Below are 14,999 nucleotides of genomic sequence, written 5' to 3' on the forward strand. Positions count from 1 at the left end.
CTCCATTCCTTTTTTTTGCATTTAGTCACCTTATTTTATGGTCATTTTATTGATGCAATTTGTAGCGTAACTTTGCTCTATGTCACCGCACTGTCATTCGGTCTGTGCAAAAATCAGCCTTATTCCCGGAATCGTGGCCCGCAAAATGCAGTAAAACCCACTGCATTTGATGGCTACACAGTGAATTTGAGAAGGAGTTCTCGCCATGGCAACACAGCAGCAACAGAATGGAGCGTCAGCGTCCGGTGTTCTTGAGCAACTACGTGGTAAACACGTGTTGATCACCGGCACCACCGGGTTTCTTGGTAAGGTGGTACTGGAAAAACTGATTCGCACGGTGCCGGATATTGGCGGGATCCATCTGCTTATCCGCGGTAACAAAAGGCATCCGGCAGCGCGGGAACGATTTCTCAATGAGATCGCGAGTTCTTCCGTGTTCGAGCGCCTTAGGCACGATGACAACGAGGCGTTCGAAAGCTTTCTTGAGGAACGCGTTCATTGCATCACCGGCGAAGTGACTGAACCCCGTTTTGGGCTTACGCAGGAGCGGTTCCGTGCTCTTGCCGGGCAGGTCGATGCGTTTATCAATTCCGCAGCCAGCGTAAATTTCCGGGAGGAGCTCGATAAGGCGCTGAAGATCAATACCCTTTGCCTCGAGAACGTTGCCGCTCTGGCGGAGCTCAACAGCACTATGGCGGTCATCCAGGTATCCACCTGCTACGTCAACGGAAAAAATTCCGGTCAGATCACGGAGTCCGTTATCAAGCCGGCGGGAGAGTCTATCCCCCGCAGCACCGACGGATACTATGAAACGGAAGAGCTTGTACACCTTCTGCAGGACAAGATCTCCGACGTGAAGGCCCGATACTCCGGCAAAGTGCTTGAGAAAAAGCTCGTGGACCTGGGTATTCGCGAGGCCAACAACTACGGCTGGAGCGACACCTACACGTTTACCAAATGGCTGGGTGAGCAACTCCTGATGAAAGCCCTTTCCGGGCGCTCACTCACAATTGTTCGCCCTTCCATCATTGAAAGTGCACTGGAAGAACCCTCGCCGGGATGGATTGAAGGTGTGAAGGTGGCGGATGCGATCATACTTGCCTACGCCCGTGAGAAGGTCTCCCTGTTTCCCGGCAAACGCAGCGGTATTATCGACGTGATTCCGGTGGACCTGGTGGCCAACAGCATTATCCTGTCCCTGGCTGAAGCCATTTCCGAGCCTGGGCATCGCCGCATCTATCAATGCTGCAGTGGCGGTTCAAACCCAATTTCGCTGGGCACGTTCATTGACTACCTGATGGCCGAAGCCAAGTCCAACTATGCAGCGTATGACCAGTTGTTCTATCGACGGCCCACGAAACCGTTTGTGGCGGTCAATCGCAAGCTGTTTGATGTTGTGGTTGGCGGGATGCGCGTGCCGTTGTCCATCGCTGGCAAGGCACTGAGGCTGGCTGGCCAGAACCGTGAGCTAAAGGTTCTCAAAAACCTCGATACCACGCGTTCACTCGCCACCATCTTTGGTTTCTACACTGCACCGGATTACATCTTCCGTAACGATTCGCTGATGGCCCTGGCTTCCCGCATGGGTGAACTGGATCGTGTCCTGTTCCCGGTGGATGCACGCCAGATCGACTGGCAGCTGTACCTGTGCAAGATCCACCTCGGAGGTCTTAACCGTTACGCTCTCAAGGAGAGGAAACTGTACAGCCTGCGGGCTGCCCAGACCCGCAAGAAAGCCGCCTGACACCCGGTCAGTCGGCTGTCCTTTCTACCCGTCCCCCCGGTTCCCGGGGGGCGGAAGCTCACTTGTTGTTTCCGCTGGCGGGTCTATCCTTTAGGGCAGGCTCCAGAACATAGGGTCACCCCTCGTGAGACCGTCATTCTAGCTAAAAGTGCTGGCGGATTGGGACGTTAGTCTAATTCATTGTTCACTGGCACGCGTGTTGAACTATGGGTATCCGTCTTCAGGGCTTTTTTGCCCGTCACGCTCTTTATTAAATAACCGATAATGACAACAGACTCTGACTAATAAGGGGGAGCACAATGACTGATAAACAGGTTTATCCGGTAAGTCCGGACGTGGCCAAACGGGCCCTGCTAAACCGGGATCAGTACGAGAAGATGTACCAACAGTCGGTGAATGACCCGGAGACCTTCTGGGCTGAACACGGCAAGCGACTGGACTGGATCAAGCCCTTCTCGAAGGTGAAAAATACCACCTACGACTACGACAACCTATCCATCAAATGGTTTGAAGACGGCCAACTGAACGCCGCCGCTAACTGCCTGGACCGTCACCTGGAAAAGCGCGGTGATCAGACGGCCATCATTTTCGAGGGCGACGCCCCGGCCGATTCCCGCAACGTGACCTACCGCGAACTGTACGAAGAAACCTGTAAGTTCGCGAACGTTCTGAAAGATCAGGGCGTCAAGAAGGGCGATGTTGTCACTATCTACATGCCCATGATTGTTGAAACGGGTGTTGCCATGCTGGCCTGTGCCCGCATCGGCGCTATCCATTCTGTTGTCTTCGGCGGGTTTTCTCCGGAAGCACTGGGTGCCCGGATTGCTAATGGTAAATCCCGATTCGTGGTAACGGCTGATGAAGGTGTCCGCGGCGGCCGCAAGATTCCTCTCAAGAAAAACGTCGACGCTGCGTTGAGTAAGGAAGCCGGCGCAGATGTGGACAAGGTTATCGTGGTCAAGCGTACCGGCGGTGATGTGCCCTGGAAAGACGGTCGTGACGAGAGTTACGAGGAGCTGATGAAGGGCGCGTCCACGGATTGCCCTGCAGAACCCATGAACGCCGAAGATCCGCTGTTCATGCTGTACACCTCCGGCTCCACTGGCGCCCCGAAAGGCGTATTGCATACCACCGGTGGCTACATGGTCTTTACCTCCATGACCCACGAATACGTCTTCGATTACCACGATGGCGACGTCTACTGGTGTACGGCGGACTTTGGCTGGGTCACCGGTCACAGCTACATTCTGTACGGCCCGCTTGCCAATGGTGCTGTTACCGTCCTGTTTGAAGGTGTACCCAACTACCCGGATACCTCCCGTATGGGTCAGGTGGTGGACAAGCACAAGGTCAATATCCTGTACACCGCACCTACCGCCATCCGTGCCTTGATGGCCGAAGGTGAGTCCTGCATGAACGGCACCACCCGCGACAGTTTGCGCCTGCTGGGTTCGGTGGGTGAGCCGATCAACCCGGAAGCCTGGGAGTGGTACCATCGCGTAATCGGTAACAGCAAGTGCCCGATTGTGGACACCTGGTGGCAGACGGAAACTGGCGGCATCCTGATTTCGCCGCTGCCGGGCGCCATCGATCTGAAACCGGGTTCCGCGACTGTGCCGTTCTTCGGCGTCAAGCCGGCACTGGTGGATAATGACGGCAATATCCTGGAAGGCAAGACTGAGGGCAACCTGGTGATCCTGGACAGCTGGCCTGGCCAGATGCGCACCATCTACGGTGATCATGAGCGCTTCAAGCAAACCTACTTCAGTACCTACAAGGGAATGTACTTTACTGGCGACGGTGCCCGTCGTGATGAAGACGGCTACTACTGGATCACCGGCCGGGTGGACGATGTTCTGAACGTGTCCGGCCACCGCCTGGGGACCGCTGAGGTTGAGAGCGCCCTGGTAGCCCACAACAAGGTTGCCGAAGCAGCTGTGGTTGGTTACCCCCACGAAATCAAGGGGCAGGGCATTTATGTCTATGTAACCCTGGTTCATGGCGAGGAACCCAGCGACGAGTTGAAGAAGGAACTGGTCCAGTGGGTGCGCAAGGAAATCGGGCCGATTGCGTCTCCGGACGTAATTCAGTGGGCGCCTGGACTGCCCAAGACTCGTTCTGGCAAGATTATGCGTCGTATTTTGCGTAAAATCGCATCCAATGAGCACGATCAGCTGGGCGACACCTCCACTCTGGCGGACCCGGGCGTGGTGGATGACCTGATAAGCGGTCGTGCGAACAAGTAAGGCCTGCTTGCTATCAGGCTGTGACCCTGTGAGGAATCTGTTGAATGACACAAACTATTATCGTCGCCGATGATCACCCGCTGTTTCGGGCAGCTCTGAAACAGGCGGTCAGTCAGGCGGTACCTGATGCCAAGACAGTGGAAGTGGACAGCATCAAGGCGCTGCAGGCGGCGGTAGAGTCGCATCCGGATGCGGATCTGGTGTTGCTGGATCTGAACATGCCGGGCGCCCACGGCTTTTCGGGGCTCGTGTTCATGCGCGGGCAGTACCCCGGCCTGCCAGTGGTGGTGGTGTCAGGATCGGAAGAAATGCAGGTGATGCGCCGTTCGATCGACTACGGGGCGTCGGGCTTTATTCCGAAGTCGGCGCCTCTGCCAACCATCACCGAGGCGATTCAGGCAGTCCTGGAAGGGGACGTCTGGTTGCCGGAGGGTGTGGCGGACAAGATCGAGCGGATGCATTCGGACATGACGGACTTCTCCGAAAAACTGGCGTCACTGACGCCGCAGCAGTTCCGGGTGCTGGGTATGCTGGCTGAGGGGCTTTTGAACAAACAGATCGCTTATGATCTGGACGTCTCAGAGGCTACCATCAAGGCCCATATCACGGCGGTGTTCCGGAAGCTGGGGGTTCGCAACCGGACCCAGGCGGTAATTGCGATCCAGCAAATGGAGATAGATCCTTCGGATACGTCGTTGTCTGGTAGCTGATTGGCCCAGAGGTTCTATTGAATTGAAAAAGCGGAAATCCCTGCGAATGGGATTTCCGCTTTTTTTTGTTTGAGCGGGCGTGCTCACTTTTTACTGGCATACCCCAATTTCTTATCCACCAGATTGAACAGCTCCTCACCCTGATGCCAGCGGTCCAGGTTCTCCAGGAACTGGTCGGTCAGCGCCCGTTTCCAGCCGATAAAATCGCCAGACATGTGGGCGGTCATGATGACATTTTCCATATCCCAAAGCGGATGATCCGCCGGTAGGGGTTCTTCCTCGAACACGTCTAGCGCCGCGCCAGCGATGTCGCCGTTATTCAGGGCGGCAATCAGGTCGTCGGTTTTCACCACGGGCCCGCGACCAATGTTGATCAGGCGGGCGGACTTGCGCATGGCCTTGAAGGCTTTTTCGTTGAATAGGCCTTCGGTCTGGGGGGTCAGTGGGGCGGCGATGACTACGAAATCCGCCAGGCCCAGTTGCTCGGTGAGGTCGTCATTGCCGTGAACCGCGACAAAATCCGGATCGTCGTGGCGGGGTTTGCGGGCAATACCGTGGGGTTTCAGGCCGGCGGCCTTGCATAGCCGGGCAATCTGCCCGCCGATGGAACCGGCGCCAACGATCAGTACCTGTTTGCCTTCAGCTCTTTCGGTGTCCCGGTGCTGCCATTTGTGCTCTGCCTGCAGGCGCAGGGAGCGGGGAAAATCCTTGGCGAACATCAGAATCGTGCACAGCACGTACTCGGCAATGGTGCGGTCGAAGATGCCTCGGGCGTTGGTTACGGTAACGTCGCCTTCAATAAGGTCCGGGAACATCAAGGCATCCACGCCGGCACTGGTGGCGTGGATCCACTGCAGTTTGTCCGCTGACGGCCAGGCGGCGGCCAGGGCCTCGGTACGAAAGTCCGTCACCATCATTACGTCGGTGCCCGGCAAGGTGTCCCGCAGAGTGGGCTCGTCAGAGGCAAAGCGAACCTCTGCTCGTGCCCGCAGGGCATCCATGCCAGGAGGCTCGTTTTCACCGGGTGCTGTCAGAACGGTTACAACCGGTTTGCTGTGTTGGGTCATCTGTCCTCCGCCAATGCAGTTTGTCCGCGTCCGGCCGCGGGAATCGACAGTCCGGATGTCGAGTCTACAGTCTGGTATCTGAGCCTGAACTGGTCAACCTGACCCCATATAAGATAAAGGTCGTAGCCCTTGTTATAGCGGGTACTACGGCGTTTCGTTCCGGTAATCCAATCTTTCTGTTTTATGTCTTGTACGGCCCCTGTTTACTGACTAACCTGCAGGAGTAGCTACTATTTTGCCCCGCGTCCAGGAGGTGTTTATGGCAGAAGCCGCCAATCGAGAAACCGGCCAGACCAAACCGCGTAAAGTGAAATACCGGAAGAACAAGGCCAGTTGGAACCCGGCGATGCAGGCGGTTCCGGTGCCGGGCATTCGTCGCATGGTGAATATGGCGGCCACCATGAAGGATGTCATTCATCTTTCCATCGGTCAGCCGGATTTGCCAACCCCCAAGCATGTCATTGACGCTTATATTGACGCGCTCAATGCCGGGCAGACGGGGTACACCATGGACGCGGGCCTGCCCGAGTTATTGGTTGCCCTGCGGGATTACTATGGCGCACGTTACGATCGCAAGCTGACCCGGGACAACATCCTGATCACCAGCGGGGCGACCGAGGCGATGTACCTGGCGATTTCGGCGACGTCTGCTCCAGGCCGGCAGTTCATCGTGACTGACCCGTCGTTCCTGCTTTACGCACCGCTGATTCGCATGAACGGTGGTGAGGTCAAGTTTGTGCCCACCCGGGCGGATAACGACCACCAGTTGGATCCGGACGAAGTAATCCGGGCCATGGGGCCGCGCACGTTTGCACTGATCCTGAACAACCCCAATAACCCCACCGGGGCCGTATACCCCCGCACTACCGTCGAGACCATTCTGGAAGAGTGCGCCTACCGGGGAATCCAGGTATACGCCGACGAGGTCTATGACCACCTCATCTTTGACGATGACGACTTCGCCAGCGTGCTGAACTGCTCGATGGACCTGGACAACATCATGTGCATCAGCAGTTTCTCGAAGACCTATAGCATGGCCGGGTTGCGGGTAGGTTGGGTGATCGCAAGCCAGGCGGCGATCAAGTCGCTGCGGCGTTTTCACATGTTCACCACCTCTGTCGCCAACACGCCGTCCCAGTTCGCGGGCGTCGCGGCACTCACCGGAGACCAGCAATGCGTCAAGAACATGGTGGATATCTACCGTGAACGCCGCGACAAGGTGGTGGAATTGGTCGACCAGACACCGTATCTGACAGGGTACAAACCCGGTGGCGCCTTCTTTGCGTTTCCGGATTTGCCGCCCCATGTAGACGGTTCTGACCTGGCATTGCGAATGCTCAAGGAAACGGGTGTTTGCCTGGTGCCGGGAGATGCCTTCGGGGAAGGGTGCACGAACGCCGTTCGGATCAGTTTCTCGACCACGTGCGAGAAACTGGATGAAGCCTTCGACCGGATCATCCCCTGGATGGCCAAGCAGCAGTTCTGATCGTCATGTCGGCTCTGGACTCAGTGCTTGTGCAATGCCCCTACTGTTGGGAGACGCTGGATCTCAGCGTCGACCCTTCGGTGGAAGATCAGGAGTACGTGGAGGATTGCCAGGTGTGCTGTCAGCCCATCCTGGTCCACGTGGTCCTCGACGAGAACCTGACCCCCTCCGTGACTGTCCGGGCCGAGAACGAATAACCGCCCGCCAACCTTCGGCGGGGTCTATTTATTCCTGACCGATGATTAACCTGCCCGGCTTGCCCGGGCAGCCACCTTGGCTCAGGATAGGAGGAACTGCAAAGGAGAGTCTTTCGATGGTCAACGCATCAACCCGCCTGTTTTCGGCCGTTATTCTGTTATCCATGTTTGTGCTAGGCGGCTGTGCCAGCCTGTCACCCTATTCCATTTCCGAAGCGACGTTGGAGCGCCACTTTCAGGATACCGTCAGTGACTTTGATCGCCGGCAGCTGCAGAGCGGGTCGCCACTTAGCCTGAGTCTGAGCAATGCGGACATTACCCTTGGCCCGGATGGCCGTGACGTGGCTGTCATTGACCTGAGAGGGCAGGTCGCCCTGAATGCGCTGATGGCAAAGCTGCCAGTCGATATTGCCCTGAAAGTGGAAGGAGCGCCTGTTTACGACAGTAAGGAGAAAGCGATCTACATTCGGCGGCTGCAACTGTTGGAAAGCAGTATCGATTCGTCGTTTTTCAAAGGGGATCTCAAACCGGTTACGGATAACGTCATGAGGGTGGTTGCCCAGATGCTGGAAACCATGCCGGTGTATCGGCTGGATGAAGCGGACTTCACCCAACGAATGTTCGGCATGGTGCCCATGGACGTGAGGGTTGCGCCCGGGCGGCTTGAGTTCGTTATGGCCGAGTAAGTGACTCCAGGCGCTCGCGCACGGCGGCGCCGATTTCCTGTGTACCCCTGGATTTGCCGGCGTTCTCCGCCAGATCAGCGGCTACTGCGTCAAACAATTCCCGCCCGGCCGCGGCCACAGCCGGGTCCTTCCGCCCCAGCCACTCCAGCATGCGTGCCGTGGTGAACAGCATTGCTGTGGGGTCGGCCAGGCCCTGGCCGGCAATATCCGGTGCGCTGCCATGGGTTGGCTCGAACATCGAGGGCATGCCGTTTTCGTCGGGATTCAGGTTGCAGGAGGGCGCCACGCCCATGCCGCCGGACAATACGGCTGCCAGGTCGGTCAGGATGTCACCCTGCAGGTTGCTGGCCACCACCACATCGAACGCCCAGGGCGCCTGAACGAACTTCATGCAGGCCGCATCCACCAGTTCGTGGTGCGTTGCTACGTCGGGGTACTGTTTCGCCATTTCTTCGAAGGCTTCGGTGTACATGTCGCCCCAATAGCGTAGGGCATTGCGTTTGGTCACGATGCACACCTGGCTTTCGCAGGTTTTACCGTCCAGAGTACGGAAGTGTCGGGTGCGGCCTTCTTCGGCGCGTGCGGCGGCTCGCAGGCGGGCCTGCTCGAAGCCATAGCGGATAATCCGGTCGGTCGCCCGGCGGGTGAATACTTCCATCTGGGTAGCCACTTCATCCGGTGCGCCCTTACGGAGCCGTCCGCCCTGGCTAACGTACTCGCCCTCGCTGTTTTCTCGAATCACCAGCATGTCGATGTCTTTGGCGCGCTCATCCGCCAGATACTGACGGGCACCGGGAAGCAGTCTGGCGGGCCGTTCGCAAACCCACTGATCAAATCCCTTGCGCATGTCCAGCAGGGGGGCCAGGGAGATGCTGTCTGGCAGCAGGTAACGGTCCGGGTCGTCGACCGGGCCGGGGTCGCCCAGGGCACCCAACAGAATCGCATCATAGGATTTTAATTGGTCCAGAGCATCAGCCGGCATGGATTCGCCGTTTTCTTCGTGCCAGGCATGGGATGGCCAGGGAAAGCGTGTCCACTCCATCGGCAAATCGTGTCGTTTGCGCAGGGTCTCCAGGCAGTGTACCGCCTCGGCAACCACTTCAGGACCGATGCCATCACCGGGGGTCACCGCAATTCGGGTTTTCTGGGCCATTCCGGATACTCCTTCCTGTTGCTGTGATCGTAGAGTCAGTCGTGTGATTCAGTGTAGTCATGTGCCATGGGGATTCCACACCATTTAATCCCTCGTTTGTTTTACCAGTTATGGATTGCTGGTTATAGTGCTGTGGTTGACTAATTTTACTGAGGATTTGCCTTGTTCTATCGCCTGATTACCGTCGTTGGCGGACTGTTGTTTGTCATCATCCTGTTCGCGCTGATCTGGTTCTTCTGCAAACAGTTCCTGCTTCGCCATGGCGTCAAGGAGCAGGTATCTGATCGCGCCACGGTGCTGGCCACCTGGACATTTGCTGGCGTCAGTGTGGGGCTGGTGTTTGCGGTGTTGGGTGCCTTTATTCTTGGCCCCTGGGCGTTCTACCGCACCTTGCGAGGGCACGACACTGAGGTGTCTGATGGGGCCGCGATCTGGTGGGGCTTCGGCATTGTTGTAGCGTCACTGGGTATTACCGCCGCCGGATTTCTTGGTTTCCTGAAACTGGTGGGGGCCTACTGAAGGTGGCGCTCACACGATGCTGGCCAACTGCTCCCGGAACCAGATGAGCGCTGGCTCCCTTTCATAGGCCTTGTGCCAGTATAGATGCACATCGATACCGGGTAGGTCCACCGGAGTGGTCAGAATATCGATGTCAGCCCGTTCCGCGATGATCCGCGCGTAGTTTTCCGGCATGGTCAGCAACAGGTCGGTTCCCTCAGCTACCCGGCAGGCGGCGTAGTAGTGCTGGCATCGCAGACGAATGTTTCGCTGCACTCCGAACCGCGACAGCTCAAAGTCCTCAATGCCGGGGCCCTCCGACCGGGACGAAACCAGTACATGCTTGGCTTCGAGATACTTGTCCAAGGTCAGGCCGCCGCCGGTGAGCGGGTGGCCCTTTCTCGCCAGCACCACCAACCTGTCGTGTCGCAATAGTTCATGGCCCGTCTGATTGCTGACCGGCAACAGCACATCCACCGCAAAATCCAATTTGCCCGCTGCTAGCTGGGTTTCCATATCCCGCCGGGGCACCCGCTGGCTGACAATCTCCAACTCAGGGTAGCTTTCCAGCCGGCCCATCAGTTTGGGCAGGAACGTCGACTCGAGGATATCCCGCAAGGCCAGCGAGTAGGTTTTGCGCTGATTGGCAGGGTCGAAGGCGTGGAACTGGTTGACCGCACTCTGTATCTGGGTCAGCCCCGGGCGCATGGACTCCAGGAAACGACGGGCCAGGGGAGTGGGCACCATCTGGTTGCCCTGACGGCTGAACAATGGGTCATCAAAATGCTCCCGCAGACGTGACAGGGAATGGCTGACCGCCGGCTGGGTGAGGTGGAGGGCCCGGGCGGCGCGGGTCAGACTGCCCTCCCGGTAGATGGTGTCGAATACATGCAGCAGGTTCAGGTCCAGTCGATTCAGTGCCATAAGCATCTCCCCTTCGCGAATAAGCCAGCCTTATGATAAATGATAAGAATTATTCAGTCGCGTAATAGTGGATAGAAAACTAGACTGGCTCGATATCGGTCAAACCAAGAGGACATGGCAATGGATTTCAGTATTTCCGAGAAGGGCCAGGACTATCTCAAGCGCGTCAAAACTTTCATGGAGGAAGAAATCTTCCCGATTGAAGAGCAGTACCATAAGGAACTGATGGCGCAGGAAAACCGCTGGGTGGTGTTGCCCATCATCAAGGAACTGAAAGCAAAGGCCAAAGCACAGGGCCTGTGGAACATGTTCTTCCCGGATGAGAAATACGGGTGTGGGCTTCTCAACTCCGACTATGCCCTGATTGCCGAAGAAACTGGCCGCAGCTTCATTGCCCCGGAAATCTTCAACTGCAACGCGCCGGACACCGGCAACATGGAAGTGCTGATCCACTACGGCTCCGAAGAGCAGAAAGCCGAGTGGCTGCCCCGTCTGCAAAGCGGTGAAGTACGCTCCGCTTTCTGCATGACAGAGCCAGCTGTGGCATCTTCAGACGCCACCAACATGGAAGCCACGGCCACCGTGGATGGCGACGAGGTTGTTCTCAACGGTCGCAAATGGTGGAGCACTGGCGTTGGCCACCCGGATTGCAAGGTTGCCATATTCATGGGCCTGACCGATCCCGATGCCCACAAGCACCGCCGTCATTCCATGGTGTTGGTGCCGCTGGATACCCCTGGGGTCAAAATTGAGCGAATGCTGCCGGTGTTCGGCGCCTACGATGAGCCATACGGTCACGGTGTTGTGTCCTTCGACAACGTGCGCTTGCCCAAGACTGCATTTATTGCGGGCCCCGGCCGTGGCTTCGAGATTGCCCAGGGCCGTCTTGGGCCGGGGCGTGTTCACCACTGTATGCGTGCCATCGGTGCGGCGGAGCGTACTCTGGAACTGATGATCAAAAGGGCGACCAGTCGTGAGGCGTTTGGTCGGCCGATCGCTAAACTGGGCGGTAATCCGGATGTGATTGCCAATGCCCGTATGGCGATTGAGCAGGCGCGTTTGCTGACGCTGAAATGCGCCTGGGCATTGGATACCAAAGGTATCTCTGGAGCCTTGCAGGAAGTGTCCATGATTAAGGCGGTTATTCCGAAGATGCTTCAGCAGATTGTGGACGATACGATTCAGATTCACGGTGGTGCTGGTGTCAGCGACGATGATTTCCCACTGACTCAGCTGTTCGCCTATGCTCGGGTTTTGCGCCTGGCTGATGGCCCGGATGAGGTTCACCGTGCGATGGTTGCTCGTCTGGAGCTGGCAAAGTACCGGAAGTGAGCCCGCTAGTTTCGGAGTGTGAGCGGACGGACGGGGCGTTCTGAAACACGCTCCTTCGGCACATCCATGTGACGCTTGGACTCCGCCATCCATGGCTCCGTACAGTTTCAGAACACCCCGTCCGTCCGCTCAGTCAAACCTTGCGAGTTGGCGTTTTGGGGTTTCAGCTCTTGCACGGATTCAGATAACTAAGATAACGGTGAAACACAGATGACACAGCGAGTATTTATAACCGGCGGGGCCAGCGGCCTGGGCCGGGCTATTGCATTGCGGTATGCCAAAGAAGGCGCCAAGGTCTGTATTGGCGATATTAATCCCGAGCAGGGCATTGCCGTAGAGCAGGAGATCAACAACGCGGGTGGCGAAGGTTACTTTGTTGAGTGCGATGTGCGCCGGCTGACCGACCTTGAGAAGATCTGCGAGGACCTCACCGGCAAATGGGGCGGGGTAGACGTGGTGGTGAACAACGCTGGTGTCGCTTCCGCGGGCTCGATTGAAGACACCACCATGGCCGATTGGGAATGGATCATGGACATCAACGTGTTGGGTGTCGTTCGTGGCTGCAAGGCCTTTACCCCGCAGTTCAAGAAGCAGGGCTCCGGCGCGTTCGTGAACATCGCCTCCATGGCCGGGCTTATGCTCGCGCCGTTGATGGACAGCTACAATGTGTCCAAGGCCGGTGTGATTGCGCTCTCGGAAACCCTCAGCCAGGAGCTGCGAGACTCCGGTATACACGTTAGCTGCGTATGCCCGGCGTTTTTCCAGACCAATCTGACCAGCAGCATGCGGTCGGATATTCCGGGCATTCAGCAGAACGTCAACAAACTGATGAAACGCTCCACCATCACTGCTGAAAACGTGGCCGAGGATATTGTCCGCTCGGTAGAGAAAGGCGATTTCTGGGTGCTGCCACACGCCAAAGAGCGTCGCATGTGGGTACTCAAACGCCACGCGCCCAAGGCGTTTGACTGGTTGATGCATCAGGAAAGCAAGCGCTGGATGAAGAAAATGGGTGGCAAGGTCTAGTATCAGTCTACTGCGAGATAAGGAAGTAAGGCGGCAGGTCTCTTCAGAACCGTCCGGAGCCATGGATGGCGGAGGACGAGCGTACAGGGACGTATTTACAGCGTGTTCTGAAGAGACCTGCCGCCTTGCTGACTGGCGATATTGACCGCCATCGTTTAAACAGAGGAGAGCCGAATGACCCAGATCGACCAGGCTGTTGATATCCGCGAAGGTGAAGAGCTGGATATTGCGGCCGTTGACCGCTTCATGAAGCAGGCCATCCCGGACCTGGAAGGCGCGCCTGCGATCAAGCAGTATCCCGGTGGTGCATCCAATCTGACGTACCAGGTGGACTATGGCGATCGTTCTTACGTGTTGCGGCGCCCGCCGTTTGGTCATATTGCCAAGTCTGCCCACGACATGCTGCGGGAAGCCAAGGTGATGCGGGCTCTCAAGCCCGAATTCCCGTATGTTCCGAACATTGTCGCCATCTGCGACGACCACGACATTCTGGGCTGCGATTTTTACGTCATGGAGCGCCTGAAAGGCATCATCCTGCGCCAGGATTTCCCCAAGGACTTTGAGCTCAGTGAGGCGGATACCCGCAAGCTGTGCCTGAATGTGATCGACAAACTGGTGGACCTGCACAATGTCGATGCCAAGGCCACCGGCCTTGATAAGTTGGGTAAGGGCGCCGGTTATGTGCAGCGCCAGATTGGTGGCTGGAGTGACCGTTTCCGCAAGGCGAAGACGGATGACGTGGGTGACTTTGAAACGGTGATGGGCTGGCTGAACGACAAGATGCCGGACGACGTTGCCCAGGTGGTCATTCACAACGACTACCGCTTCGACAATGTGGTGCTCAATCAGGACAACCCGTTCGAGGTGATTGGTGTTCTTGATTGGGAAATGGCGACCATCGGCGACCCGCTGATGGATCTGGGCAACAGCCTGGCCTACTGGATTGAGGCCGATGACGAAGGCCCGTTCCAGATGTTGCGTCGACAGCCGACCCACCAGCCGGGCATGCTGACCCGCAAGGAAGTGGTCGCTTACTATGCGGAGAAATCCGGCCGCAAGATCGACAACTTCGATTTCTACGAGATCTATGGTCTGTTCCGGCTGGCGGTGATTGTCCAGCAGATCTATTACCGTTTTTACCACGGCCAGACCAAAGACAAGCGATTCGCCGCCTTTGGCCATGCCGCGAACTACCTGGAAAAACGCTGTCAGCGACTGATCGAGGCGAGTGACCTGTAATGGCAACGATCTATCTGATTCGCCACGGGCAGGCCAGTTTCGGCAAGGAAAACTATGACCAGCTTTCTCCTCGTGGTTGGGAGCAGGGGCGTGTCCTCGGCCGGTGGCTTGCGGGCAAGGTGACGCCCAACGCGGTCTTCGGCGGCAACATGGAGCGCCATAGGGAAACGGTAGAGGCGATCGCCAGTGGTTACGGTGATGCACTGCCAGACATGCAGGCGGTGGATGGCTTCAACGAGTTTGATCATACCCAGGTGGTGGAGCGTTTGCGCCCCGAGTGGCAAGACCGCGAACGCATGGCGCGTGATCTGGCCGCCTTCCCCAAGCCGGCAAGGGCGTTCCAGCAGGTGTTCGAGGAAGCCATGCAGCGCTGGGTCAGTGGCGGACACGATCACGAATACACCGAAAGTTGGCAAGCGTTCCGTCAACGGGTGATTACGTCGCTGGAGCAACTGATTGAGTATGCCGACGGTGGCGAGACCCTGGTATCCACATCCGGCGGCCCGATTGCCGTGATCGCCCAGCACCTGCTGGAACTGAGTGATCGCAAGGCCCTGGATATGAATTCCGTGATTGCCAATACCAGTGTTACCCGGGTTCTGCATTCCGGGGCCCGGCGCAGCCTGGCGGTGTTCAACAATTACAGTCACCTGGAAGCCGAAGATCCCTCCCTGGTGACCTTCCGATAACG

At 57.3% G+C, this 14,999-nt stretch carries 14 protein-coding genes; 11 read left to right on the forward strand and 3 right to left on the reverse strand.

Translation table 11 applies throughout. From position 1 onward, the window contains the following. Positions 1-205: 205 nt before the first annotated feature. From AAGD24_RS06290 to AAGD24_RS06300, 3 genes are all read left to right on the forward strand, one after another. Positions 206-1,744, forward strand: coding sequence for a fatty acyl-CoA reductase (locus AAGD24_RS06290; RefSeq protein ID WP_036204264.1), 1,539 nt, complete (start codon positions 206-208; stop codon positions 1,742-1,744). Between the two features lie 299 nt (positions 1,745-2,043). Next, the gene (gene acs, locus AAGD24_RS06295; protein ID WP_286811763.1) at positions 2,044-3,990 is read left to right on the forward strand and encodes an acetate--CoA ligase; all 1,947 of its coding nucleotides are present in this window, start codon (positions 2,044-2,046) and stop codon (positions 3,988-3,990) included. A 44-nt stretch (positions 3,991-4,034) separates the two neighbouring features. Continuing rightward, positions 4,035-4,700 (forward strand): response regulator transcription factor, encoded by a 666-nt coding sequence (locus AAGD24_RS06300; protein WP_007152036.1) that lies wholly within the window; start codon positions 4,035-4,037, stop codon positions 4,698-4,700. 83 nt (positions 4,701-4,783) lie between these two features. Here AAGD24_RS06300 and AAGD24_RS06305 read toward each other — a convergent pair whose 3' ends face one another. Further along, a complete protein-coding gene (locus tag AAGD24_RS06305) occupies positions 4,784-5,767 on the reverse strand; it encodes a D-2-hydroxyacid dehydrogenase (protein WP_085681465.1) in 984 nt (327 codons plus the stop codon). Positions 5,768-6,026: 259 nt separating this feature from the next. Here AAGD24_RS06305 and AAGD24_RS06310 point away from each other — a divergent pair, with 259 nt between their 5' ends. From AAGD24_RS06310 to AAGD24_RS06320, 3 genes are all read left to right on the forward strand, one after another. Then, a complete protein-coding gene (locus AAGD24_RS06310) occupies positions 6,027-7,253 on the forward strand; it encodes a pyridoxal phosphate-dependent aminotransferase (RefSeq protein ID WP_036204271.1) in 1,227 nt (408 codons plus the stop codon). Positions 7,254-7,258: 5 nt separating this feature from the next. Beyond that, entirely contained in the window at positions 7,259-7,450 is a 192-nt protein-coding gene (locus AAGD24_RS06315) for a CPXCG motif-containing cysteine-rich protein (protein ID WP_007152033.1), read from the forward strand. 116 nt (positions 7,451-7,566) lie between these two features. Then, on the forward strand, positions 7,567-8,136 hold the full coding sequence (locus AAGD24_RS06320) for a DUF1439 domain-containing protein (protein ID WP_036204273.1): 570 nt from the start codon (positions 7,567-7,569) through the stop codon (positions 8,134-8,136). On the opposite strand, the gene AAGD24_RS06325 is transcribed toward AAGD24_RS06320, so the two are convergent. Then, complete coding sequence (locus tag AAGD24_RS06325) at positions 8,123-9,289, reverse strand: isocitrate/isopropylmalate dehydrogenase family protein (RefSeq protein WP_036204275.1); 1,167 nt, start codon at positions 9,287-9,289, stop codon at positions 8,123-8,125. The two genes, AAGD24_RS06320 and AAGD24_RS06325, sit on opposite strands and share 14 nt — an antisense overlap. 162 nt (positions 9,290-9,451) lie before the next feature. On the opposite strand from AAGD24_RS06325, the gene AAGD24_RS06330 reads away from it, so the two are divergent. Continuing rightward, positions 9,452-9,808: a hypothetical protein gene (locus AAGD24_RS06330; protein WP_036204277.1), complete on the forward strand. Its 357-nt coding sequence runs from the start codon at positions 9,452-9,454 to the stop codon at positions 9,806-9,808. A 9-nt stretch (positions 9,809-9,817) separates the two neighbouring features. Here the strand turns inward: AAGD24_RS06330 and AAGD24_RS06335 are convergent, their stop codons facing one another. Further along, on the reverse strand, positions 9,818-10,711 hold the full coding sequence (locus AAGD24_RS06335; RefSeq protein ID WP_085681464.1) for a LysR family transcriptional regulator: 894 nt from the start codon (positions 10,709-10,711) through the stop codon (positions 9,818-9,820). 120 nt (positions 10,712-10,831) lie between these two features. Here AAGD24_RS06335 and AAGD24_RS06340 point away from each other — a divergent pair, with 120 nt between their 5' ends. The 4 genes from AAGD24_RS06340 to AAGD24_RS06355 all read left to right on the forward strand — a co-directional run bounded on the left by AAGD24_RS06340 (position 10,832) and on the right by AAGD24_RS06355 (position 14,997). Beyond that, positions 10,832-12,043, forward strand: coding sequence for an acyl-CoA dehydrogenase family protein (locus AAGD24_RS06340; RefSeq protein ID WP_379866870.1), 1,212 nt, complete (start codon positions 10,832-10,834; stop codon positions 12,041-12,043). A 210-nt stretch (positions 12,044-12,253) separates the two neighbouring features. Then, entirely contained in the window at positions 12,254-13,069 is an 816-nt protein-coding gene (locus AAGD24_RS06345) for an SDR family oxidoreductase (protein ID WP_379866872.1), read from the forward strand. Positions 13,070-13,243: 174 nt separating this feature from the next. Continuing rightward, positions 13,244-14,308, forward strand: a complete 1,065-nt coding sequence (locus AAGD24_RS06350) for a phosphotransferase family protein (protein WP_379866874.1) — start codon at positions 13,244-13,246, stop codon at positions 14,306-14,308. Next, positions 14,308-14,997, forward strand: coding sequence for a histidine phosphatase family protein (locus tag AAGD24_RS06355; protein WP_036204287.1), 690 nt, complete (start codon positions 14,308-14,310; stop codon positions 14,995-14,997). Before AAGD24_RS06350 ends, AAGD24_RS06355 begins: the two co-directional genes overlap by 1 nt. The last annotated feature ends 2 nt before the right edge of the window (positions 14,998-14,999 follow it).

It is taken from the genome of Marinobacter sp. M5B, assembly GCF_042604615.1.
Taxonomy (GTDB): Bacteria; Pseudomonadota; Gammaproteobacteria; order Pseudomonadales; family Oleiphilaceae; genus Marinobacter; species Marinobacter salarius.

Bases quoted from the DNA above. Each gene is read 5' to 3' on its own strand.
- AAGD24_RS06290 (WP_036204264.1), top strand. From the start codon at position 206: ATGGCAACACAGCAGCAACAGAATGGAGCGTCAGCGTCCGGTGTTCTT.
- acs (WP_286811763.1), top strand. From the start codon at position 2,044: ATGACTGATAAACAGGTTTATCCGGTAAGTCCGGACGTGGCCAAACGG.
- AAGD24_RS06300 (WP_007152036.1), top strand. From the start codon at position 4,035: ATGACACAAACTATTATCGTCGCCGATGATCACCCGCTGTTTCGGGCA.
- AAGD24_RS06305 (WP_085681465.1), bottom strand. From the start codon at position 5,767: ATGACCCAACACAGCAAACCGGTTGTAACCGTTCTGACAGCACCCGGT.
- AAGD24_RS06310 (WP_036204271.1), top strand. From the start codon at position 6,027: ATGGCAGAAGCCGCCAATCGAGAAACCGGCCAGACCAAACCGCGTAAA.
- AAGD24_RS06315 (WP_007152033.1), top strand. From the start codon at position 7,259: ATGTCGGCTCTGGACTCAGTGCTTGTGCAATGCCCCTACTGTTGGGAG.
- AAGD24_RS06320 (WP_036204273.1), top strand. From the start codon at position 7,567: ATGGTCAACGCATCAACCCGCCTGTTTTCGGCCGTTATTCTGTTATCC.
- AAGD24_RS06325 (WP_036204275.1), bottom strand. From the start codon at position 9,289: ATGGCCCAGAAAACCCGAATTGCGGTGACCCCCGGTGATGGCATCGGT.
- AAGD24_RS06335 (WP_085681464.1), bottom strand. From the start codon at position 10,711: ATGGCACTGAATCGACTGGACCTGAACCTGCTGCATGTATTCGACACC.
- AAGD24_RS06340 (WP_379866870.1), top strand. From the start codon at position 10,832: ATGGATTTCAGTATTTCCGAGAAGGGCCAGGACTATCTCAAGCGCGTC.
- AAGD24_RS06345 (WP_379866872.1), top strand. From the start codon at position 12,254: ATGACACAGCGAGTATTTATAACCGGCGGGGCCAGCGGCCTGGGCCGG.
- AAGD24_RS06350 (WP_379866874.1), top strand. From the start codon at position 13,244: ATGACCCAGATCGACCAGGCTGTTGATATCCGCGAAGGTGAAGAGCTG.
- AAGD24_RS06355 (WP_036204287.1), top strand. From the start codon at position 14,308: ATGGCAACGATCTATCTGATTCGCCACGGGCAGGCCAGTTTCGGCAAG.